A 21,935-nucleotide genomic window follows, 5' to 3' on the forward strand; every position below is an offset into this window, starting at 1 on the left:
ATTGGCGTACACCATTAGAGGTCTTCTGGGAACAGATGAGGTTCTAATAAGTGTTCGGATAATTCTTGCAATCTCCCGTTTATTAAAAGTTATCAAAACAAGTTTGCCGTTCAACAAAAAAGCACAAAAGACAAACTGTTACGTTCAGAAAAAATACATTCTGAGGATAAATATCAAAGTTCCCAGACGCTACCACAAACTTCCGAAAAGAAGGCTAGTTTCTCTATCTACGGTTCTGTCTTACTTTTAATCTTAAGCTCTTTCGCATTATTCAAAGAGGGAAACAACGATCATGAAAAGAATTGAGAAAATGAATCATAGTTCTTCTTTTGAATCAGAGTAATCCCTACATCAGGCTACTTTGAGACGATTTCTTGAATTTCCACATTGTCAGTCAAATAGACCAGTCCGAATCGAGAAAACACGATTCGAACTGGCCTATTTGTATGGAAAAACTTATTGCTGAATAATCCGAGTTAGTGTGTCTTAACCACCAAATCCAAAGCGGCTTGCAACTCCGTCTGTTGGTCATCAGTGAGTTGGTCCTGACTGACACACTGCTTGACGTTTTCGGCCACCACGACGCCCATCATCCGTTCCACACCGGAACGAACGGCGGCGAGTTGGGTCAGAATGTCCTGACAGGGACGACCTTCATCGACCATTTTTACAATTCCCTGCAGCTGGCCATCGGCCCGGTGCAGGCGATTCTTCAATTGACTAGAAGTCGTTTGAACCATTAAGCACTCACCTCAGTTAATTTTTCATCGATATACTTCTTCAATGCAGCCTTAGGATGGAAACCCACGACCTTTTCCGTTGGCATACCGTTCTTGAAAACCACTAGGGAAGGAATACTCATGATTCCCAGGGACTGCGCGAGGTCTTGGTTCTGGTCCACGTCGAGGGAGGCAAATTTCACCTGGTCGCCGTATTCCTTATCCAACGCCTCTAAGACTGGCGTTTGCATCTTACAAGGCCCACACCAAGTGGCCCAAAAGTCGACAACAGTGACGGCAGTGTCGTCCCCCACGTGTTCGAAATCCTTACCGGTAATTGCTTGCATGTCTGCGTACCCCTTTTCAAATTTGATCGTGAAATCAGTATACCCCCGTAGGTATGTTTTGGCTAGGGTTTTGCATTTTTATTGATTTACTTTCATGTTAAATAATGGCTGCGAAGTGCTCTGCCGCGCCTTCCGGGCGGTGTCTAGGAGGCTGGAACGCCGTGGGCACGTTGGGAAGCCAAAGAGCGGTCTTCCCAAGCGGCCTGATTGTAAGGCGGCCAAAAACGCCACCTAACAATCACGACACGGCTGAGCCTCCCAGCCACCACCCTCCAGGCTGACACTAGAGTCACTTCGAAAACTTGCTGGTTCCAACCATAAACATATCTCCGTGGTCGCTTGATTTCCCCGACATTGTACTTGACTAGCCAACTCAAGACTTGGAAGAGTAACACCGAAACCACGATTTTCACAGCTCATTGAACGTCGGCACACAACCGACAAAAACACAGAGGTCACACATCATCCATTCTGAAGAACCGTGCACGACTCGATATTTGGCAACGACTATTCCCAGCCGGAGGGGCCAGGGTCGGAGCCCTGTGTCGGGGCTGTTTGGTCGGCGATCCTGCCGGCCTTACAGCCCGGGACGTCGCTAAGACCCACGCTTTTGGTGGGGCTTAGCGCGAGTCCGAAGACCGCCCTTTGGCTTCGGGCGTGCCCCACAGGACGTAGACCCTGGCCACCGCAGGCGGCCCAATACTCACAAGATCAAAAAAACCGAGACACTAGGTCCCGGCTCAAAGATTCAAATCAAATTAAGCTTCCTCTGGGTCCTTGTCGACACCAGCGGTCAGGCGTGGATGGTTGTTTCCACGTTTCGTTTCCTTTTCCACGGCCTGTTGGGCTACCAAGTTCAGGTAGTTGAATGGGTCGTCGAAGTTGGGATTGAACAGCATATCAACGAAGGCCAAGTCATCAATCGTGTTGCGGTTTTGAATCGCAATCGAGATGGCGTTAGCGGACTGGGCAACTTCATGCTTACTGAAGAATTGGGCCCCTAAGATCCGCCGATTCTTCCGGTTGTAGACCAGGTTAATCGTCAGGTCGTCAGTCGTTGGCATATAGCTTGGCCGCCAAGTACCATTAAAGGTGACTTGGTCGGCATCAAAGCCGGCGTTCAAGGCATGGTCGATGGTCAATCCGGTTGAAGCTAACGTCCGACCGAAGATGACCATAGCTGATGTGGCTTGTGTCCCCATGTACTTTTGGATATTCCCAAACACGTTGATCCCGGCCAACATCCCTTGACGAACGGCGTTGGTGGCAAGTGGCGTGTAAGCTGGCTTACCCGTTGGGTTGAAGTTAACGACACTGGCGTCCCCACAGGCAAAGATGTCTGGGTTTGACGTTTGCACGTAATCATTAATGATGATCGCGCCTTGCTTGTTCATTTCAACCTGACCCCGTAAGAGTTCGGTGTTTGGCACGAACCCGGTACAGACCACGGCTAAGTCGGCCGTGAAGTCGCCGTTCGTGGTTTCGATAACCAGTTCGCCATCGTCATTCCCAGTAAAGGAAGTGACCCGCCGATCTAAGAGCACTTTGACCCCCTCATCGGTAAGGATGCTGACGATGTGATCTGAGAGCCCCTTGTCGACGTAGTGGTTCAAGATGATATCACGGGATTGAATCAACTGAACGTCGTGACCCGTCCGTGCATAGCTTTCAGCCAATTCGGTTCCGATATAGCCGGCCCCGATGATGGCAATCCGCTTGTTGTTCTTAGCGGCCTTGTCGATGGCAATGGCTTGTTCGTAATTCTTACATAACATGACCTTGTCTTCGTCGATCCCAAAGATTGGTGGGACCGTCACCGTTGACCCAGTGGCCATAATTAATTTGTCATAGGTATCCGTCTTCATGTCCCCAGAGTCCATATCGACCACTTGAACGGTCTTGTTCTCGGAATCAATCTTGATGACGTTGTGACGCGTCAACACCTTTGCCCCAGCTTCGGTTAATTGCTCCGGGGAAGAATAAAACATGTCTTCTAGATGTTTGACTTGTCCGTCTAGGAACAGAGAAATCCCACAAGACAGAAAAGAAACATTCGTATGCCGTTCATAAATGGTAACTTCCGTTTCTGGATGATCTTGTAAAATTTGTAACGCTGCATTAGTACCAGCGTGTGTACTACCAACAATGATGACTTTCATGTTTACCCTCCTACACGAAAAACGATTCTACCGCTAGTCTACTTGAAAGTTAGCGAAAGATAAATGACTTCGTCTTGAAAAACATTAAAATAGCCGTTATTTCCTCACACTTCCTTGAAAATGACGGCATCATGTGCAACTTACACATAAATTTTAGCTTAGAATCTGAGAATTGGTCTGAACCGTTTTAGCTACAAATCCCGGTATGACACGGTTTCAGCGTTATTACATGAATATTTGTATTGCAAGCTTCATGATCGGCCCACACACCGGCCGTCGATACCATGACCGATCTACCCCCTTGCCAAAATGGAGATTTTTCAAGCGTTTTCATCGCAATTTGTTCTTGCCATTTATCGCGTGATAATGGCAATTAGTAACTGTTTGTCGCCGTTAATCAACCTCACCTAAACTGTGATAGGTTCTCCCCTAAATTTCCGGCAAAGTTAATTATCTAGCCACTTTTTCAAAAGAGTTACATTTTGCTTGCTAACAAACTGGCCGGTGATTATGATTAACACTAGTTAGTTCGCGATACGTTCTGACCTTAAGCACTGTGATAGAAGTTAGGAATCACTGTCTATAGATGCACTCCCCCCAAAACAAGTGATTTATTAACAGATTCCTAAATATGGCCCTAAGCAATCCGCATGTTGCTTGGGGCTTTTCTTTTGCCTTTTTTCAAAAAAAAGACACCCCTGAAGGATGCCTAAGCCCGTTGACGCCAAGACGTCACGCCGCGTCTGACCACGACGGGAACCGCCATCAGCACCAAGAATAACCAGGTGAAGTTCTGACGAATAAACGGGGTATTGCCGAAGAAGTACCCGACCGCACAACAACTAAAGACCCATAAGAAACTGCCGATGAGGTTGTAGATCCGAAATTGCCGCCAGGCCATGTCTGCCGTCCCCGCCATGATGGGAACGAAGAGGCCCACGAAGGGGATGAAACGCCCAATTAACAAGGTTTCGCCTTCGTTGTTGGTAAAGGCCGTCGTGGCCTCCGCCACCTTCTGATCGGGCAGCCGGGCAATGAGCTTGGCTTGCCGGTCATGCCAGCGAATGGTACTCAGGTACTTAATGACCGAGCCCAGGGTGGCGGCCATCGTAAACATCACGATCAGCCACCAGATATTCAACCGCGACTCTGGCGCGGCCGCAATCGATCCCGCCATAAACAGGAGTGATTGGCCGGGGATAAAGGAAAAGATCAGCATCCCCGACTCTAAAAATATTAAGAAGAACAGCACCGGGTAGATGCCGGTCCCTAACTGATTGGTTAGGGGCACCAGCACACTCAGTGGATGCCAAATGATCGCCCAAATCTCAGCGAGTAACGTCATGCCACAACCTCCATCGCTAATTGGGGTAAAATCCCTCAAATTAGCCGAACATCTATAAACAATTAACAGGTGATTATTGTAACTTTAATCGCGACAAATAGCCAAATTTCAGTCTTTTCCAGGGACAAAATCACCAATAATAGTCAAGCCGCCAAACAATTACATGGTTCATCAAGTCAGGTGACACGGTCTTGTCAGGCTGCCAACTGCGACCAGACTTTAACGAAACCTATTTCCGAACAACGGTCAACCCCTACTGGTAAAATCCAGCGGCAGGTCATGCCTCACAGCGTCGAAAGTGTCGCTAAGTCCCGTCCTTTCTATCCCGTAGGTCTATTATACGGTTATTTTCAACAAAGTCGGTGACTATTTTTCCAGATAAAACGACCGCCGATTATTTTCCAGCGGCCGTCAACCCTTATCAAATGGGCGTTAAATTCAGTTATACCCTACGCAAATTACGCTAATATTTGTGCCCCAACATTTTTTAGCAACTCGCTAATTTAGGCCCGCGAAGTGGCTTAATTACGCCCCTTCCCAGTTATTAGTAAATTTATGAAACCAATCAATTGCGCCTAATCTTGCCAGGGGTTACACTACAAGCAAGTTAGTAGCAACGACGCTACTAGCTGAGTTGCATCAATTCTTATTACTCTTTTTTACGAGCAGCAATTAGCACTCCCCCAAAGTTTCTAAGAAACCTGCTCGTATCCCCCCTCAAGCCGCGATAGCTCGATATCGTGGCTTTTTTTGTGTCATCGGAGAGGGGTCGCAGAAATCATGGATTAGCTAGTAGAACCGCTTAACAGGGCCTGTCAGCTGCCCAGACCCCTAACCGCCAGATTTAGCCTAACTGATGGAGCACAAACACAGCATCTATTGCGACTCGAAAATGTCGTCGATTAGCTTGCCCGTTTCAGTTTCATCAGTCCAGTTAGGAAACTATCCTCCTCAACCAGGGTGTGGAGAAACCGGTGTTGATTTCTCCACAAGTGTAGCCGGAGGTGCCCAGCTAGGGGGCTCAGCCGTGTCGTGATTGTAAGGTGGCGTTCTTTGCCGCCTTACAATCAGGCCGCTTGGGGAGACCGCTCTTCGGCTCCCCAACGTGCCCACCGCGTTCCAGCCCCCTAGCTGGGCGCCGGGAGGCGGCCTTCACCGCCTCTAAACGACAATTTTAGTCCAACACCTGAACGCCAACGCCAATCAGCCCCGGCCCAGTGTGCACCCCAAGTGCGGGTGACACATCCCCGGCATACCAGTCCACCACGTTCGGATGGGCGGCTTTTAAGGCCGTTAAAACGCGTTCTCGCAGGTCCGGGTCGGCTCCGTCACAGACGGCCACGTTAACCCGTTTAGCGGTACCAATGGCGTCATTAACTAGGTCTAACAGCTTGCCTAGCGTCCGCTTGGTCCCGCGAACCTTGGCGATAGGATAGTAAATCCCCTCTTCATCACACGAAATAATTGGTTTCACATTTAATAGGGTTCCGGCCATGCCGGCCACCTTACCGATTCGGCCACCCGCCTGCAGGTACTTCAGGGATGGCACGTAGAAGAAGACCTTGGTCTGAGCGGTCACCCGCTCCACCTCCGCCACAATCTCATCGAAAGACTTGCCGGCGTCACGGAGTTGCGCCGCATAAATGGCCGCAAACCCACTGCCGATTCCGACGCTACGGGTATTGATGACATGCACCGTCAGATCGGTATCCGCCGCCAACAGTTGCGTCTCCTGGTAGGTCCCGGACAGTGCCGCCGAGATACAGACCGCAATCACGTGGGTGTAGCCGGACTCCTGAATCCGCTCCAGAGCATCCATAATGTGCTTGCCGGTGGGACTCGCCGTGGTGGCCTTCTCATTGGCTTGACGCCGATAGAATTCGGTTGGGGTGATGGTGACGCGATCCTCATAAGCCCGGTCGCGGAAAATCACGTTCATGGGCATTAACGCCATGTCCGCGGCTTCAAGGACGGCGGCCGGAACATCAGAACATGAGTCTACCAAAATGGCAATCTTTTCTTGTGACATGACTGTTACCTCGTTTCTCCTAGTATCGTTCTTGGATAATAATCGTAATTATAACGCAATTACCTAGTTATTGAAACTAGATCATCTGTTGTTTGTTCTGGAAGTCCCTTTACCAAGCAGTAAATTTGCCTTCGCCAAACCGGCTAATTCGATAGTTTCCCCCTATACTAAGTGCAATCAAAAAATATTTTGGCCAGCATCTATCAATTTTCGCCAATTCAGGTATTCGTTCTTTCTATTCGTTTAAGGTGATTTGACTGTCGGGACTCCCCTCACCGACAAACGCAACGACCACGTCTGGCAACCATGAAACCGGAATCAGAAATATTTTGGTTGTCACAACAACCGTAAATCATGGGTGACTTAAAAGACAACATTTTATAAACATAAATGTTTGGGTACCCAAAATTAACGCCCCTCAAGGTTGACATTGCGGCTCAATAGCCTATACTTACGAATGGAATCAAAGTCTGTCGTACGACCCAGTCTCACGTAATTGCACTTATTTGCACCGTTTCGACTGGGACTTCTCCGGACTTTATAGGAAAGACAGAAGTCACTCGACTGCCTGAATTTCTAAGCCAATAGAAAAGAGGGATTTTTTTATGAAGAATCACGAATCCGATCCAAAGTCCAAGCACCATATGATCCAATCCACTGGCGGCGACCAGAAGAGTCTCGACGAAGTTAACGGCACTGTCGAAGTGCCGCAAAACGCCGGCTTCTGGCGAACCCTGATGGCCTATACCGGGCCGGGGGCCCTGATTGCCGTGGGGTATATGGACCCCGGTAACTGGATTACCTCCATCGCCGGTGGTGCCAACTACAAGTACGCGTTACTGACTGTGGTCTTGCTCTCCAGTCTGGTCGCCATGCTCTTACAAGCCATGTCAGCTAGACTCGGGATTGTGACCGGGAAAGATTTAGCGCAACTCACGCGAGAACGAACCGGTAAGAAGACTGGTTTCTTCCTCTGGGTCGTGACCGAACTGGCCATCATGGCTACCGATATTGCTGAAATCATCGGGTCGGCCATCGCCTTGAAGCTGTTATTCGGATTCCCACTGATTGTTGGGATTCTGATTACCACCGCCGACGTTTTAATCCTCTTAATCCTGATGAAGTTAGGATTCAGAAAGATTGAAGCCATCGTCGCCACACTGGTTGCCGTGATCCTCTTCGTCTTCTTATACGAAGTGATCTTGGCCCAACCAAACGTTGGTCAAATGTTGAAAGGTTACCTGCCTTCCAGCAAGGTGGTTACCAATCAAGGCATGCTCTACCTATCCTTAGGGATTGTCGGGGCGACTGTGATGCCGCATGACTTGTACCTCGGGTCATCCATCTCACAAACACGGAACTTCGATCGCAAGGATCGCAAGAGTGTGGCTAAGGCTATTCGCTTCACCACGATCGATTCCAACATTCAATTGACGTTAGCCTTCGTCGTGAACAGTTTGCTCTTAATCTTAGGGGCGGCCCTCTTCTTCGGGACCAACAGTGACCTGGGCCGATTCGTCGACCTGTTCAACGCCTTAAGCGACAGCAAGATTGTCGGGGCGATTGCCAGTCCAATCCTGAGTATGTTGTTTGCCTTAGCCTTACTGGCTTCCGGTCAAAGTTCCACGATTACCGGGACCCTGGCTGGTCAAATCATCATGGAAGGATTCATCAACCTGAAGATGCCACTCTGGGCCCAACGGGTTATCACCCGTCTGCTCTCCGTGACGCCAGTGATTATCTTCGCCATTTACTATCACGGTAATGAAGCGAAGATTGAAAACCTCCTGACGCTCTCGCAAGTGTTCCTGAGTATCGCGTTACCGTTCGCCATGATTCCGCTGGTGATGTTCACCAGTAGTAAGGACCTCATGGGTGAGTTCGTGAACAAGACCTGGTCCCGAATTCTCGGCTGGATCATCGCGGTGATTCTGATTATCTTAAACATCTACCTGATCTTAAATACGTTACATCTCGCCTAACTATGACGAGTAGCCCGGCCGGCTTGGTCGGGCTTTTCTTTTGCTCGCAGCTGGCCCGGCACCCCATTGGGCATTGACTTATCCCCGTTAGCGGGCTATAACTAGTAAAAAAGTGAGGTGAGTCCCATGACAGCATATCAGGTTTCTGAAACGATTGTCCTCAAGTCCCCCACACCTGACGACGCCCCGGCATTGTTTGAACTCGTCGATACCGACCGCCAAACGTTACGCCGCTGGTTACCCTGGACGGATGATACCGAAACGGTAGCGGACGAAGCCGCCTTTCTCCGCGTTTGCCAGCGGCACATGGCGCATGGTGAACTCTGGCTGGCCGTGATTTGGGTCGACAATCGGCCGGCTGGCATGATTGACCTGCACAACATCCACGATGGCCAGGCCGAGGTTGGCTACTGGCTGGGACGCGTCTTTCAAGGCCGCGGTGTCATGACGCAGTGCCTTGAAACCGTTGAGCAGATTGGCTTTGGGACACTCCGCCTGCGGAAGCTCTTCTTACTAGCGGCTAGTGCCAACTACGCCAGTCAAGGCGTGGCAAAACGCCGCCGCTTTCAGGTGGAGGGTCGGTTGCGGCAACAGATTCCGAATGGCCATGGGAGTTACCGGGACGCGGTGTTGTTTGCGAAGTTGGCTTCGGATTAGACTGAATTTTTTTGTAAATTAAAGGCGGTGTGTTCCCGATTTTGTTGGGAGCACACCGCCTGTTTTGGTCTCTTTGAATTTACATGGCCGAAACGTGCCAGTCAGGGCAGCCGGTTCCGCTTAACCCCGTAAAGAAAATCATCCAGGTTCAGGATGCTTCCCTTTACGACGTTAATGCTCACCGGCTAGGCGTCCTGGCTGACACTCTTCTCTTTACGCTCTTTGCCCGCCGTCCACAGTAAACTCAGCACCGTTAGCGAATGAAGATTCGTCGCTACCTAAGTAGACACAAACTTCACCGATATCTTGTGGCTTGCCTAAGTGGCCCACTGGTACCGTCTTGGTGATTTGTTCCTTGGCAGCTGCGGGGATGATGGCCGTGTCGATCCAGCCTGGGTGAACGGAGTTAACGCGGATATCAATCCCGCGTTGGGCTAAGTTCAAGGCCGTAGCGTGGCTCAACATCCGGCTCCCACCCTTACTTGCGGAGTAAGCTGGGGCCATTGGTAACCCAATCAAACCGGCAACTGAGGACACGTTGATGATGGAACCCTTGGCGTCGTTGGTCTTTTGCATCGTCTTGATAGCGGCCTTTTCACCTAAGAAGTTAGCGGTCAGGTTGATGTCGATCACCTTTTGCCAGTCTTCTAATGACAGGTCTTCAATGGCCGTGTTCGGGCCACCGATACCGGCGTTGTTAACCAGGATATCCAGCTTACCAAATTTTTCAACAGTCGCATCGATAACCTTCTGCCAGTCGGCTTCCTTGGCAACATCTTGTTGCACGAAGAGACTGACGTCGTCCCCAAACTTTTCAACGGCGGCATGGCCTCCATCGACGTTGTGGTTGGCAGTGATAACCACCTTGGCACCCTCGCGAACGTAACATTCGGCGATACCGAGGCCGATTCCGGCAACCCCACCGGTAATAATGGCAACTTTACCCTTTAAACGATCAGTCATATCAAATCATCCTTTCAATCTTTTCTATTGTTCAGAATATCACACTCGGCTGACGGGGGAAAATAATTACTCCTCTTAGTCGTTGATCGGCAAAACTGGTCTTACGAACAATGCCCTATTTAGGATTTGCGCAGTGGGCCTTCCGGGTGGTGCCTGAGAGGGCTGGAACGACATGGCTGAGTCCGCTCAGACACCACCCGCCAGACCTTTTTCCTCAACAGGCCACGTTCTGTTTCACTCTTAAGTAGTCGAGCAACGACTAACAACACCCGATCCACAAAAAAATCCGGGACCTGCGCGCCCCGGATTTCAGTTTTTAGTCGTTTCGATTAAAACTTGTGGGCTAAGACTAAGCCACCAGTTTCGTCCTCATTTGGATGGTCGCGTTTAACCACGAGTTCCTGGTTGACAAAGCTGAAGATCCCGCTGTGGCCAAGTTCACGGCCGAAGCCAGACTTCTTGACCCCACCGAATTCGAGTTCTGGTAAAGAACTGAAGAAGGTGTTGACGAAGACCATTCCTGTTTCGATCCGGGAAGCCAACTCGGCACCATATTCGGCAGTGCCGGCAAAGACGATTCCACCTAAACCATAGTCGGCGTCGTTAGCCAAGGCGATGGCTGCGTCATCATCCTTAACCTTGTAAACCTGCGCAACGGGACCGAACATTTCCTTCCCGTAGGCTGGGTTGTCCTTGGTGATGTTGGTTAAGATGGTTGGCATGAAGAACTGGCCATCGTCGTCGATTGGTTCGTGAACGTAGTAGGCTGTCGCGCCACCAGCAATGGCTTCATCGACTTGAGCCTGTAACTTTTCCTTAGCCCGCTTGGAGTTCATTGGCGCTAACGTCGTACTTGGATCCATTGGATCGCCCATCTTAACGGATGAGAAGGCATCCTTCAAAGAAGCTAGGAATTCATCGTAGTTGTTTTCAGTCACGATGAACCGCTTGGAAGACGTGCAGACCTGACCCGCGTTGTATAAACGAGCCCGTGGTGCGATGTTCTTCACATCGGTCATGTTGGCATCGTGCGCAACGATAAAGGCATCGACCCCACCGAGTTCCATCGTGGTCTTCTTGAGATGTTCACCGGCGACTTTGGCAACGGCAACTCCACCACGTTCGGAACCGGTCAAGGCAACCCCTTGAACCCGTTTGTCAGCGACGACATCGGATACTTGGTCGTAGGATAAGAATAAGTTGGTTAAGGCCCCTTCAGGCGCACCGGCCCGGCGAACGGCGTCTTCAAAAGCCAACGCTGAGGCTGGGGTAATAGCGGCATGCTTGTAAACGATCGGGTCACCCACGGCAAAGTTCGGGGCAAAGATCCGCATCATTTGGTAGTAAGGGAAGTTCCAAGGTTCCACCGCCATCATGACACCCAGTGGATGGTTCTCCAATTGGGCTTCACCAGCGATGGATTCGATGGTCCGAGGCTTCAGGAGTTCCTCGGCGTGGTCGGCATAGTAGTCGGCAATCATCGCACACAGAATCACTTCACCCTTAGCTTCACCGATCAACTTACCCATGTCCACCGTTAACACTTTAGCGAGACTATCGGTCTCATCTCTAAAGATTTGTGCCAACTTGTGGAGTACGGGAATACGGCTGGACACCGGATCATTCCGCCATTTCAAATAGAGTTTTTGTGCCTTTGCTAAACTTTCTTCGACATACTCAGGAGTTGCGTCCTCATAAGTCTTCACAACTTCATTGGTATAGGGATTGGTTGTTTGATAAGCCATTCTACTTTTCCTCCTTATTGGGGTCATTCACGTTCACAAAGTAACCCCTTACATTTGCCACTATACCCTCATAGATTGTGGAACGCTAGTATTTCGTTTGTGAGTTTCTGTTCAAGATTCCTTGTGAAATTGCGAACGGATTTAAAGCGCTATCATAATTTTCTAACAAAATTGGTCTATGACCGAATCCTGGGTAATATTCCGCAACCATGACTGCTTGATTTCCCTCAAAAATGACGGCTAAACCGGCGAATATGTTCAAACATCACAAGGGTTAGAATGTTCACCAGTTATCCGAACTAGCCGACCGAAAAAGGAATAAGTAATTGGGCCAACTCGTATCCGCCGGAGGACAGTTCCAGACGAGCTCAGTCGTGTTGTTTGCCTTAGCGGCGTGATTTTCTCCGGTTAGGCAAAGACCGAGCTTGTAGACTTTCGCCTCTCAGAAAGGCTTCAAGTCGCGTCCACAACGTTCCAGCCCGTCTGGAACTGTCCGGAGGCACGGGTAGGTGGATCAAAAAAGCGGCCCTCATGAAGAGAGTCGCTCCGTAAGTATTTAGCTTAACTTCCAACGGTCCAAAATCCCGTTGAACAGGCGGTTGGCCGTCGTAATCTGGTCCAATACCGTCCGGGGGCTAGCGGTAAAATTATCGTTTGCCCACTTATTAATTATTCCCAACGCGCCAGCGGCAATGAATTCCGCGGACGTGTCGATCACGTCTTCCTTTAAGTAACGGTACTCAGGCATTGCGTGGAGTAGAATTGACAACCTCGACGCCACAAACTCATTCGCAGACTGACGCCAGACGCCCCCATCGTAGGGGTAAGCGTTCAGGAAAATTTTCGAATGGTCAGCGATCCGTTCCAATAATTGGATCGTTGCCGGCCGCCAGTTTTCCAGCGTCAATGCCGTGGGTTGTTCGTGCCGTGGGGCGTCCACGATAAAATGTTCGTAAACAAAGCCCAACAATTCATATTTGTCGGCAAAGTAGTAGTAGAACGTTTTCCGATGAACTTCCGCTTCGTCAGCGATCTCACGGACCGTGACCTTGTCAAACGTATTGTGGTTTAACAGCGAAGCCAAGGCCTCCGCAATACGCTCCTTAGTTTCCGATGCAGCCATCGTGATACCTCCAATCATACACACCATTTAGATTTTTATTTTGCACGTTACTAGCATCCCCCCCGGAAGCTAGTAACCTTAACTAACATCCTAAGCTGACTAAAATTATACGCGTCTTCACGCCAGATAAAACCCTTTTCAGAGAAAAATGTCAGTTAGTTGCTCATTAGTTATATCTATCAACTATAACCTCGATTATCCTTTAAACAGCCTTGATTATAGCATAACCACTGATATATTGTACGATACTTTTGTGCACAATAGGTAATTTATCCGTAAATTTTCTGAAAATTCCGAAATCTTTTTCGTCAATTACCTATTCAATGGGTCATTGTAACGGTCCCTCCAGCTCTAATAGCCATTGTTTCCGCTTTAGGCCCCCCGCATAACCAGTTAAATCCCCATTTTTACCAACTACGCGGTGACAAGGAATGACCAGACTAATCGGGTTGTGACCAACCGCACCCCCGACAGCACGCGCTCCGGGATTGTGGCCAATCTGCATCGCGACCTTGTCCGCTATCTTGCCATAAGTCCAAACTTCACCATATGGGATTGTTCGTAACACTTGCCAAACTTGACGCCGCAGGGGCGTTCCATCAGGCCGAACCGGGAAAGTAACGGATGGTTGTGCCCCATCGAAGTAAGCCGTCAGCCATGCCGCTAACTGGTCAAATACCGGATAATCGCCAGTTGGCGTCGCGTCAGGCAACGTGCTCCCAAAGTGTTCCTGATCATTGAACCACAAACCGGTAATGGCCGATCCATCGCTGGCCGCGGTCATTGATCCCAGTGGCGTGTCAAATTGCTTTTGCCACATCATGATCACCCTTTTTTACTTATTTTATCATTAAAAAAGACGATAGGCTAACATTAGTCAATTAAATTTTTAGCGAAAGCAATCGGCGTTGTGGTTAATCCACCGGTCTTCGGGTCCCTATTGGCTTGCAATCCCGCCAACCACGCACCCTATCCGCAAACTAATGCTGTTAATTGTTCCTTAACTTGGTTGAAAAAATAAGGTGATTGTTGTTAGACTTTCTGGGTTGGCCGCCTGCGGCTGCCAGGGATTCCGCCTGCTGTGGGGACGTTTCAGCCCTTTGGGCTTCTCGCTCGATTTGAAGCCTCACCAAGAACGTGAGTCTTCAAAGTCGCCCAGAATGTAAGGCCGAGACAAACCACTCGGTCTAACATTCTCGTCACGGCCGGCGCCATCCCTGACCTCCTCCGGCTAAGATCGACGGTCATGGCAACGCATCACAATATGCCAACTATCCAGCCTCGGCTTGTTCAGTGATACAACTCTCCTATAACCAATGGGGCTGACCCAAATCAACAAAATTATTATCTCAGCCACTCGCGGACATTTATAGCAAAAGGTGAAAATAACCACATCAGTCGCCCAAACCTAGGACGATCTAATGTGGTTATCTTATGTTATTTATTTAAATTTTAGTGGTACAAGTCGAAGCGACCCTTACTGAAGACGGTACTCAGGTGGGCACTTTCCAGTAAGGAACGGTCGGTGATGACCTTCTTCATGGCAGAAGCCATGTAGCCCTTGATCTTACGGTTGCTACTGAAAATTTCTCCGATCCCGTCGCGGTCACTCAGTGAGGCCACGGTTCCGACAGACTTGTAAACGAATGGGATGGTCTCACGACCACGCCGTTGTAAACCAATATTCTTGGCTGCTTGACCACCAGAGGCCAAGGCAATTTGGGCCGTGGTGGGGTATGGGCGTTCGCTGTCGGCATCCATGACAGCGGCCACGTCCCCAACGATATAAACCTCAGGATGATCGGCTAAGGACAGGTCAGGTTCAACCACAACCCGGTTCCGACGTTGTTCGAAACCAGAATCTGCGATAACTTGTGATCCACTGACCCCCACGGTCCAGACGATCGTGTTGGCTGTCTCTTCGTGCTCCTCATCATTGCCGTCACTGTAAACCACTGCGCCGGGCTTGATTTCCTTGATGTTGGACCCTAACTTCATTTCGACATTGTGCTTTGCCATGAAGGCCATCGCATAGTCTGCCAGGGACTTGTCAAACATTGGCAAGATGGCTGGTGACCGTTCCAGACAAACCAGCTTGATGGCTGGCGTATTATAGCGGGTTTGGAGTTTTGGCAGTGACTGGGTCAATTCACCCAGGAGTTCGATCCCGGTAAACCCAGCCCCACAGACCGCAACAACCAAGTCGTTGGGATCTTGGCTCTGGGCATAGCCCTTCACCTTGGCCTCAATGTGTTGGTAGACGGCTTCGGAGGTTGCCAAGTCATCCATTGGCAAGGCATTCTCCTCGGCACCCTTCAATCCGAATGTTTCGGACTGAAAGCCCAAGGCCACAATCAAATAATCATAGGTAATGGGTTCGTGATCCGTCAACGTAACCTGCTTCTGGTCCACGTCCACGTTGGTCACCGTGTCGCGAATGAAGTCCACGCGACTACTGATAACATCATTAATTTCATAGGTGATGCGGTCAGGCGCAATGGTCCCCGCCGCCACCTCGTGCAGATTGGTTTTTTCCGTGTGGGTACTCGTCTTATCAACTAAAATAATTTTATCTTCACTGGGTACCTCACGTTGTAGGAACTTGATTGCCCGCATGCCTGCGTAGCCACCACCGAGAACTAAAATCGTTGCCATATTAAACGACCCCTTTTCTGCTAGAGTTCCCTGAAGTTCGGTTAGTTTGTTAATCCGTTAATTGGCTAAGGTCATAATCCCTTAGCCAACGACCACTCCCCCCGGAGAAATCAGCGGGTGACCTAATCATCAGGGATGATTTACTTCTATTATACGAGTTATCAGGTGAAAAGCCATTGAAAGCGGTTTATTAAATATTTCACAAATCCAACACTTAGTTCGACTAAATGGCCAGCGAATTGGTTAACCCAGTGTGGCAGTCACCCCAGACCTTAGCGAGTCGCTTTAGCTGAAATCTCCTCACGAAACCTTTAAGGTAGAGGTTAGTTAAGTTAATTAGGTTTGGTGGTTGTTCCCACCTGCAGTCACGAGACGCCACCCTGTGAGGCAGACCTGAAGCCAAAGTACGGTCTTCAGGGCAACCTTGGCCCTCGAGAAACACGAGTTTCAAAGTTGGCCGTGGTCTAAGTCGAGAAACAACCTCGACTAAGGCCACCGACACGGGGTTCTGTCTCGTGACCTCCGGTTGCGTCTACCGCATATAACTATCACTATTAACGGTTGGTATCCTTTAGCCGGAGGTGATCAGCGGGCCGTCCTGTGTCGGTGGTGTTAGACCGGTGTTCTTCCGGTCTTACAGCAGGGGCCGCCTTTGAGACCCACGCCTCTTGTGGGGCTTAAAGACGAGTCCGAAGACCGCTTCTTGGCTTCGGGCGTGCCTCATAGGACGGCCCGCTGATCACCGCAGGCGGAACACCAGAAGCCAAACCATTCAAGGAGGATTTCTTCATGACAACATTAGTAATTGGTGCTCACGGCCACGTTGGCCAGCACATTGTCGAACAACTTGCAACTATGGGTGAAACCGTCTATGCCGGGATTCGTTCCGACGCCCAGGCCGCAGAATTAAAGGCCTTAGGGGGCCAACCCCGCACGGTCGATCTGATGGGAAGTATTGATGACCTGGCCGCCGCCATGGCTGGTATCAACACCGTCGTTTTCTCTGCCGGTTCCGGTGGCAGTACTGGCGACGACATGACCTTAAACATTGATCTCGATGGGGCCGTTAAGTCCATGATTGCCACGGAAAAGGCCGGGATCAAACGCTTTATTATCGTCAGTGCCATGGGTACCGACGACCGGTCCCTCTGGAGCAAGTCTGGTATTCGTCCTTACTACGTGGCAAAGTTCTACGCCGACGAATGGCTCAAGCACCGCACCAGCCTTGATTACACCATTGTCCGTCCTGGGATCCTGACCAATGATGCCCCAACTGGCAAGATCACCACCCAGACGGCCGATAGCACCACGAAGTCCGTCAGTCGGACCGACGTGGCCGCAGTGGTTGCCGCCATCGTGGCACATCCCCAATCAAAGCAAACGATTGAATTCGTTAATGGCGACACGGCCATTGACGCCATCATTCACTAAATTTAAGAACTTTTTAAGCACGTCAGCCAACTTGGGTGACGTGCTTTTTCTTTCCCGAAAGACCGGCATTCCGGCAAAATTGACCATTTGTCTGCTTTTCCATGCCACGCAAAACAGTACATAACCCACTAATTGGTATAAATTGTTTATCCCCGATGTGATAAAATAAGTTTATAAATGATTAACAACTGGAAAGGAAATAGCGCATGAATTTTAAAGACTTAGCATACTTTACCCGATTAGTAGACCGTCAGAGCTTCTCTCGCGTCGCCGAAGATTTTCAGGTGACCCAACCCGCGGTATCGGCTGCGCTACGCCGGCTGGAAAAGGAATTGGCCATCCCCTTGGTCGATCGCCGGCAATCCCGCCGCGAGGTCACGCTGACCCCTGCTGGCAACCAGTTCTACGCTCACGCTAGCCGTATCTTAAATGAATATCACCGTTCCCAGCAAGACTTAGTCAGTCTGGAGAAGGGCACTGTTCGTCTGGGTTTACCACCCATTATTAGTCAAAACCTTTTACCTCAACTGGCACCAGCCTTGCAAGAGGCTGATTTGTTCAGTGCCTTGAAGCCCGTCGAAGGCGGATCTAACCAGATCCTCCAGAAACTTCTGGCCGGCGAACTGGACGCCGCGTTCATTGGGACCGCTGGTAGCCTACCAGCCGATACCTTGGATGTGGAGGAACTCACTTCCGCCGAATTTGCCATCATCGTCAGCCAACAACATCCCCTGGCCAACCGTAACCGGGTCAGCTTCAGCGAATTCGTTGACGACCCCTTCATCATGTTGGAACCCGGCTACGTGCAAGATAACGTCTTCCACCAGCTATCTGACGCTGGCATCACGCCTCAGATTCGGTTTCAAACCAGTCAGGTCGAGCTGATCAAACAGCTGGTCGCGGTCAATGCCGGGGTCAGCCTGCTGATTGACCTCGCCATCTCGCAGAGCGATCCGCTGATCGCGTTACCCCTACTAGATGACGTGCCCCCATTCCGCATTTGCTTGGTCACCCGTAAGGGACAACACCCCAACGCCGCCACTCAGGCCTTCATCGATTTGGTTCGCCGCGAACTAAAAGGAGCGTAACTCCCGGCTCTAGCCGACAATCACGCTCGAATTAGCTTCTATTCTACTGATTATAGTTATTTTAATTGACGGTCGTCGTGCTTGTTGTCCAGGTTTAGGGCGCTGGCATCGACGGCCGTTTGGACTTGGCTGGAGATTTTCTTGGTTGTGACCCGTTGTAAGTGGATCTTGGCGGGTTGGATACCGGCGTTGGGCCGGTCACTCAGCTGGATGGACGTCCGAATCTCAGGGGCATTGTCACTGGTCGTCGTCTTGGTTGCGGCAGAGGCCCCAGCAGAGGTCGCCAGTAGCGTTGTCACCGTCATTGCACCGAGCATTACTTTAGTCATCATCTTTTTAATTTTAGTCATTTTAACCACTCCTCAGTTAGTTGTTTTGGCTGTTTGCTTTCGATGACTTAGTTATACCATGCGACGCGCCCGCTAATCTTGAGGTTAAAATAAGCCGGACATAAGAATTTCTTATTTTCCACTCGTGGCATTGTGTTATTATGCCATTAAACACCACCACACGAAGGAGTAACTGCGTTTATGAAAAATACAATTCTACTGGTCGAAGACGAGGAAGGCCTCGCCAGCTACGTTGCCAAGGAACTCACTTTTGAAGACTTTACGGTCATCACGGCCGCAGACGGCGAGGAAGCCTGGGAGACGTATCAGGAAAAACGCGACGACCTCCTTTTAATCCTATTAGATTGGATGTTACCCAAGATGGATGGTATGCAGGTTCTCCGTTGGATTCGCAAGCACGACGACCTTCCTGTGATCATGATGACGGCCCGCGACTACCTAGGCGACAAGGTCACCGGCCTAGATACTGGCGCCGACGACTATATCACAAAACCCTTTGAAATCGAAGAACTCCTTGCTCGAATTCGGGTCATCCAACGACGATCCGAACATCAAACCGGTCGTGATCAAGCCTACCATCTAGGCGACCTCACCCTGGTTACCAAGACCCGCCAGGTCGACCGCGGCGGGCGTAACCTCCAACTCACCCAACGGGAATACGATCTCTTACTCTTTTTACTCCAACATCCCGGCCAAGTCTTCACTAGAGACGAACTCCTCGACAATGTCTGGGGGGTCGACTTCCTTGGCCAACAGAACGTGGTCGATGTCTATATCGGCTACCTTCGCAATAAAATTGACGTGGGCGACGCCCCACATCTGTTTCACACGGTGCGTGGCGTCGGCTATAGCCTAAAGGAAGATGATGCTGATGCAAAATAAACAGCCGCGATCATATGCGGATATCATTCGTCACTCGTTTACCGGTCTGCTCGTAACCATTGGGATCGTCATCGTCCTCACGGTCAGTATCACCCTAGTGGTCGATCAACTCACCCGTGCCCAGAACCAAGCGGCTCAGCTGAGTGCCAGCCTCCAGACCTCTCAGGTCAGTAATTTTCAAGATTGGCTCAAGGTTAATCAGGCCAGTGGGCTGAACTCCCACAACACGTTTGTCTTCATCAAACAGGCCGATGGCACCACAACTTCACTACTTCCACGAGGGGCAGCACTAGCCGCGGCCAAGACCTGGTCGATTCCCTTTACCCATCTGACCTATTTCAAAGGCTGGGGGCTCTACTTCTCCGAATCGCTCAAAACCGGGGGCCGAACCTACGATCTCTTCATTGGCATGCACGTGCTGGTCGGTAATCTCCACATTTTAATTGCCGTGCTTATCATTATTATCGGCCTGAGTTTTCTGATTGGGTTAGTCTACGTTCGCCGGCTGGCCAACCGCATCAGTGCCCCCACCATTGCCTTGGCCCAGGCGGCCCAACAAGCCGCGGCCAATCCCGAGAGTGCGCAGCCAGAATTACCACGGCCAACGGAGCCGGTGGAAGTGGCCCAACTGGCCAGCGACTTCAACCAACTCCTCGCCGCTCAGAACGGTCGGCTACAACGTGAACGTCAATTTATCTCCGACGCCTCGCATGAGCTTCGGACCCCCATCGCCACCATTCGCGGTAATCTTAAATTAATTGAACGGCGTGGGGAACAACATCCCGAGGTCATCCCCGAATCACTGGGTTTCATCGACCAGGAATCCCTGCGGATGCAACATCTGATTGAGAATTTACTCCACCTGTCGCGCGCCGATCGAGCTGCGGTCACCCTAGAACCCCTAGATATCGCGCTCATGGCCCAGGGCGTCGTTGAGCACTACCAACCCCTGGTCAGCCAACCATTAACGTTTAATGGCCCCACAACGCCGGCCATGGCCCTGGGTAATCAGGACATGCTCCATCAAATCCTAACGGCCCTTCTCGACAACGCCCACAAATACTCACCGGCAGACCAACCGATTACGGTGACCGTTGCCACAGCCGACGACCACGTCACCCTCACGATAGCCGACCAGGGAACGGGGATTGCTCCGGAGAACCGCGAGCACATCTTCGAACGATTCTATCGCGTCGATGCCGCACGATCCAACAAGATTGAGGGTAGTGGCCTGGGACTCGCCATCGTTTCCCAACTGGTCAACCTCAATCACGGGGACATTGCCGTCACTGACAATGCCCCTCACGGTAGCCGATTTACTGTGACCTTGGCCACCGCAAAAGAAAAATAAGAAATTCTCAGGTAATCCTTAATTGAAACCAAGGACTAAAGCGACCTTTCCCAGGTATACTGGGTCCATAGATGATATCTGAGTGGCACTTACCACTACCTGTATAACCGCCTACGTCAACCAGACGCCACCCGGTGAGGCAGACCTGAAGCCTGAAAAGCGGTCTTCAGGGCAACCTTGGCCCTCGAAAAGCACGAGTGTCAAAGTTGGCCGTGCTCTAAGCCGAGAAAAAGCCTCGGATAAGACCACCGACACGGGGTTCTGTCTGGTTGCCTCCGGCTGAAATTGGATTCATAACATCATATCTTTTAGGTTCATCTATTATGTTATGAATGTCGTTCAGCCTCGGTTGGGCAGGAGCAGAGTCCCGTGTCGACGGTGTTAGGTAGGTGATCTGCCGGCCTTACAGCGTGGGACGCCTTGAAGACCTGGTTTACGGGCTTCAAGGCGCGGTCGAAGACCGCTCTTGGGCTTCGACCGCGCCCCACAGGACGGCGCTCCTGACCAACCGAGGCGACCAAAGAGCGACCACTCAGACGTCATAATTTGAAAGGAAGCGTGAGATTATGCTGATTGATGACAACCCGCAAATTCATACGGTAACACCCGCCCAGATTACGAAGGTTTTCTACCCTTACGTTATCGCCAAGACGGAAGCCGGGAGTTACGTCAACCTGAACTTAAGCGACCAGGAACGCAAGGATCCCTTGTTCTGGGAATCCATCGCTAACATTGCCAAAGCCAAGCTTTGGGTCCCAATTGGCGAAAAGTTCCACCAACTCTTAGCCTACGATTGGACGTATGCCATGTAACATCCCCCTTAAAAATTAATCGCCGAGCGTGAATTAAAGATCTCCAGAGAGAGTTCCCATTCACCACTAAATCGACCCCTAACCTTAGCCCCCAAGCTGCTTGACTTGGGGGCTTTTTTTTATTAAAAGAGTGCGCCATCAGGCGGTTAGTCGGCGAGCATTAACGTCGCTAGGAAATTAATCCCGGTTCTGGATTAGTTTTCTAGCGGGGTTAAGCGGAACCGACTGCCTGATGGCGCACGTTTCGACTAGGTAGCCACCACGAAAAAAAGAGCCTGGGTTTCATCCCAAACTCTC

Annotated in this window: 18 protein-coding genes; 7 read left to right on the top strand and 11 right to left on the bottom strand. The window is 50.5% G+C overall.

Going from position 1 to position 21,935, the window contains the following annotated elements:
- Positions 1-476: 476 nt before the first annotated feature.
- The 5 genes from OCU14_RS07360 to OCU14_RS07380 form a co-directional block, all read right to left on the bottom strand.
- A complete protein-coding gene (locus OCU14_RS07360) occupies positions 477-740 on the bottom strand; it encodes a metal-sensitive transcriptional regulator (RefSeq protein WP_261810454.1) in 264 nt (87 codons plus the stop codon).
- On the bottom strand, positions 740-1,066 hold the full coding sequence (trxA, locus tag OCU14_RS07365) for a thioredoxin (protein ID WP_261810455.1): 327 nt from the start codon (positions 1,064-1,066) through the stop codon (positions 740-742). Before trxA ends, OCU14_RS07360 begins: the two co-directional genes overlap by 1 nt.
- 758 nt (positions 1,067-1,824) lie before the next feature.
- Positions 1,825-3,225: an FAD-dependent oxidoreductase gene (locus OCU14_RS07370; RefSeq protein ID WP_261810456.1), complete on the bottom strand. Its 1,401-nt coding sequence runs from the start codon at positions 3,223-3,225 to the stop codon at positions 1,825-1,827.
- Between the two features lie 709 nt (positions 3,226-3,934).
- The gene (locus OCU14_RS07375; RefSeq protein ID WP_261810457.1) at positions 3,935-4,570 is read right to left on the bottom strand and encodes a VTT domain-containing protein; all 636 of its coding nucleotides are present in this window, start codon (positions 4,568-4,570) and stop codon (positions 3,935-3,937) included.
- A 1,174-nt stretch (positions 4,571-5,744) separates the two neighbouring features.
- The gene (locus OCU14_RS07380; protein WP_261810458.1) at positions 5,745-6,599 is read right to left on the bottom strand and encodes a DegV family protein; all 855 of its coding nucleotides are present in this window, start codon (positions 6,597-6,599) and stop codon (positions 5,745-5,747) included.
- A gap of 605 nt (positions 6,600-7,204) precedes the next feature.
- On the opposite strand from OCU14_RS07380, the gene OCU14_RS07385 reads away from it, so the two are divergent.
- A complete protein-coding gene (locus tag OCU14_RS07385) occupies positions 7,205-8,581 on the top strand; it encodes an Nramp family divalent metal transporter (RefSeq protein WP_261810459.1) in 1,377 nt (458 codons plus the stop codon).
- A 126-nt stretch (positions 8,582-8,707) separates the two neighbouring features.
- The gene (locus tag OCU14_RS07390; RefSeq protein WP_261810460.1) at positions 8,708-9,238 is read left to right on the top strand and encodes a GNAT family N-acetyltransferase; all 531 of its coding nucleotides are present in this window, start codon (positions 8,708-8,710) and stop codon (positions 9,236-9,238) included.
- A 213-nt stretch (positions 9,239-9,451) separates the two neighbouring features.
- On the opposite strand, the gene OCU14_RS07395 is transcribed toward OCU14_RS07390, so the two are convergent.
- The 5 genes from OCU14_RS07395 to OCU14_RS07415 form a co-directional block, all read right to left on the bottom strand.
- Positions 9,452-10,201, bottom strand: a complete 750-nt coding sequence (locus OCU14_RS07395; RefSeq protein WP_261810461.1) for a glucose 1-dehydrogenase — start codon at positions 10,199-10,201, stop codon at positions 9,452-9,454.
- Between the two features lie 329 nt (positions 10,202-10,530).
- On the bottom strand, positions 10,531-11,946 hold the full coding sequence (locus OCU14_RS07400) for an NAD-dependent succinate-semialdehyde dehydrogenase (protein ID WP_261810462.1): 1,416 nt from the start codon (positions 11,944-11,946) through the stop codon (positions 10,531-10,533).
- Positions 11,947-12,502: 556 nt separating this feature from the next.
- The gene (locus tag OCU14_RS07405; protein ID WP_125573540.1) at positions 12,503-13,069 is read right to left on the bottom strand and encodes a TetR/AcrR family transcriptional regulator; all 567 of its coding nucleotides are present in this window, start codon (positions 13,067-13,069) and stop codon (positions 12,503-12,505) included.
- 328 nt (positions 13,070-13,397) lie between these two features.
- Complete coding sequence (locus OCU14_RS07410) at positions 13,398-13,892, bottom strand: methylated-DNA--[protein]-cysteine S-methyltransferase (RefSeq protein ID WP_261810463.1); 495 nt, start codon at positions 13,890-13,892, stop codon at positions 13,398-13,400.
- A gap of 629 nt (positions 13,893-14,521) precedes the next feature.
- The gene (locus OCU14_RS07415; RefSeq protein WP_261810464.1) at positions 14,522-15,724 is read right to left on the bottom strand and encodes an NAD(P)/FAD-dependent oxidoreductase; all 1,203 of its coding nucleotides are present in this window, start codon (positions 15,722-15,724) and stop codon (positions 14,522-14,524) included.
- A 789-nt stretch (positions 15,725-16,513) separates the two neighbouring features.
- On the opposite strand from OCU14_RS07415, the gene OCU14_RS07420 reads away from it, so the two are divergent.
- Entirely contained in the window at positions 16,514-17,155 is a 642-nt protein-coding gene (locus OCU14_RS07420; protein ID WP_261810465.1) for an SDR family oxidoreductase, read from the top strand.
- Between the two features lie 206 nt (positions 17,156-17,361).
- Complete coding sequence (locus tag OCU14_RS07425; protein WP_261810466.1) at positions 17,362-18,243, top strand: LysR family transcriptional regulator; 882 nt, start codon at positions 17,362-17,364, stop codon at positions 18,241-18,243.
- 56 nt (positions 18,244-18,299) lie between these two features.
- Here the strand turns inward: OCU14_RS07425 and OCU14_RS07430 are convergent, their stop codons facing one another.
- Complete coding sequence (locus OCU14_RS07430) at positions 18,300-18,593, bottom strand: hypothetical protein (protein ID WP_261810467.1); 294 nt, start codon at positions 18,591-18,593, stop codon at positions 18,300-18,302.
- 180 nt (positions 18,594-18,773) lie between these two features.
- Here OCU14_RS07430 and OCU14_RS07435 point away from each other — a divergent pair, with 180 nt between their 5' ends.
- The 3 genes from OCU14_RS07435 to OCU14_RS07445 all read left to right on the top strand — a co-directional run bounded on the left by OCU14_RS07435 (position 18,774) and on the right by OCU14_RS07445 (position 21,638).
- Entirely contained in the window at positions 18,774-19,475 is a 702-nt protein-coding gene (locus tag OCU14_RS07435; protein ID WP_261810468.1) for a response regulator transcription factor, read from the top strand.
- Positions 19,465-20,826 carry a sensor histidine kinase gene (locus OCU14_RS07440; RefSeq protein WP_261810469.1) on the top strand — a complete coding sequence of 454 codons (1,362 nt, stop codon included), beginning with the start codon at positions 19,465-19,467 and terminating at the stop codon, positions 20,824-20,826. Before OCU14_RS07435 ends, OCU14_RS07440 begins: the two co-directional genes overlap by 11 nt.
- Positions 20,827-21,392: 566 nt before the next feature.
- Complete coding sequence (locus OCU14_RS07445; protein WP_261810470.1) at positions 21,393-21,638, top strand: hypothetical protein; 246 nt, start codon at positions 21,393-21,395, stop codon at positions 21,636-21,638.
- The last annotated feature ends 297 nt before the right edge of the window (positions 21,639-21,935 follow it).

Origin of the sequence: Levilactobacillus humaensis (assembly GCF_024345185.1) — a bacterium.
GTDB classification, from domain to species: domain Bacteria; phylum Bacillota; class Bacilli; order Lactobacillales; family Lactobacillaceae; genus Levilactobacillus; species Levilactobacillus humaensis.

Coding starts and splice junctions, on each gene's coding strand:
- OCU14_RS07425 (WP_261810466.1), top strand. CDS start 17,362: ATGAATTTTAAAGACTTAGCATACTTTACCCGATTAGTAGACCGTCAG.
- OCU14_RS07385 (WP_261810459.1), top strand. CDS start 7,205: ATGAAGAATCACGAATCCGATCCAAAGTCCAAGCACCATATGATCCAA.
- trxA (WP_261810455.1), bottom strand. CDS start 1,066: ATGCAAGCAATTACCGGTAAGGATTTCGAACACGTGGGGGACGACACT.
- OCU14_RS07440 (WP_261810469.1), top strand. CDS start 19,465: ATGCAAAATAAACAGCCGCGATCATATGCGGATATCATTCGTCACTCG.
- OCU14_RS07380 (WP_261810458.1), bottom strand. CDS start 6,599: ATGTCACAAGAAAAGATTGCCATTTTGGTAGACTCATGTTCTGATGTT.
- OCU14_RS07360 (WP_261810454.1), bottom strand. CDS start 740: ATGGTTCAAACGACTTCTAGTCAATTGAAGAATCGCCTGCACCGGGCC.
- OCU14_RS07395 (WP_261810461.1), bottom strand. CDS start 10,201: ATGACTGATCGTTTAAAGGGTAAAGTTGCCATTATTACCGGTGGGGTT.
- OCU14_RS07410 (WP_261810463.1), bottom strand. CDS start 13,892: ATGATGTGGCAAAAGCAATTTGACACGCCACTGGGATCAATGACCGCG.
- OCU14_RS07390 (WP_261810460.1), top strand. CDS start 8,708: ATGACAGCATATCAGGTTTCTGAAACGATTGTCCTCAAGTCCCCCACA.
- OCU14_RS07370 (WP_261810456.1), bottom strand. CDS start 3,225: ATGAAAGTCATCATTGTTGGTAGTACACACGCTGGTACTAATGCAGCG.
- OCU14_RS07445 (WP_261810470.1), top strand. CDS start 21,393: ATGCTGATTGATGACAACCCGCAAATTCATACGGTAACACCCGCCCAG.
- OCU14_RS07375 (WP_261810457.1), bottom strand. CDS start 4,570: ATGACGTTACTCGCTGAGATTTGGGCGATCATTTGGCATCCACTGAGT.
- OCU14_RS07415 (WP_261810464.1), bottom strand. CDS start 15,724: ATGGCAACGATTTTAGTTCTCGGTGGTGGCTACGCAGGCATGCGGGCA.
- OCU14_RS07420 (WP_261810465.1), top strand. CDS start 16,514: ATGACAACATTAGTAATTGGTGCTCACGGCCACGTTGGCCAGCACATT.
- OCU14_RS07405 (WP_125573540.1), bottom strand. CDS start 13,069: ATGGCTGCATCGGAAACTAAGGAGCGTATTGCGGAGGCCTTGGCTTCG.
- OCU14_RS07430 (WP_261810467.1), bottom strand. CDS start 18,593: ATGACTAAAATTAAAAAGATGATGACTAAAGTAATGCTCGGTGCAATG.
- OCU14_RS07435 (WP_261810468.1), top strand. CDS start 18,774: ATGAAAAATACAATTCTACTGGTCGAAGACGAGGAAGGCCTCGCCAGC.
- OCU14_RS07400 (WP_261810462.1), bottom strand. CDS start 11,946: ATGGCTTATCAAACAACCAATCCCTATACCAATGAAGTTGTGAAGACT.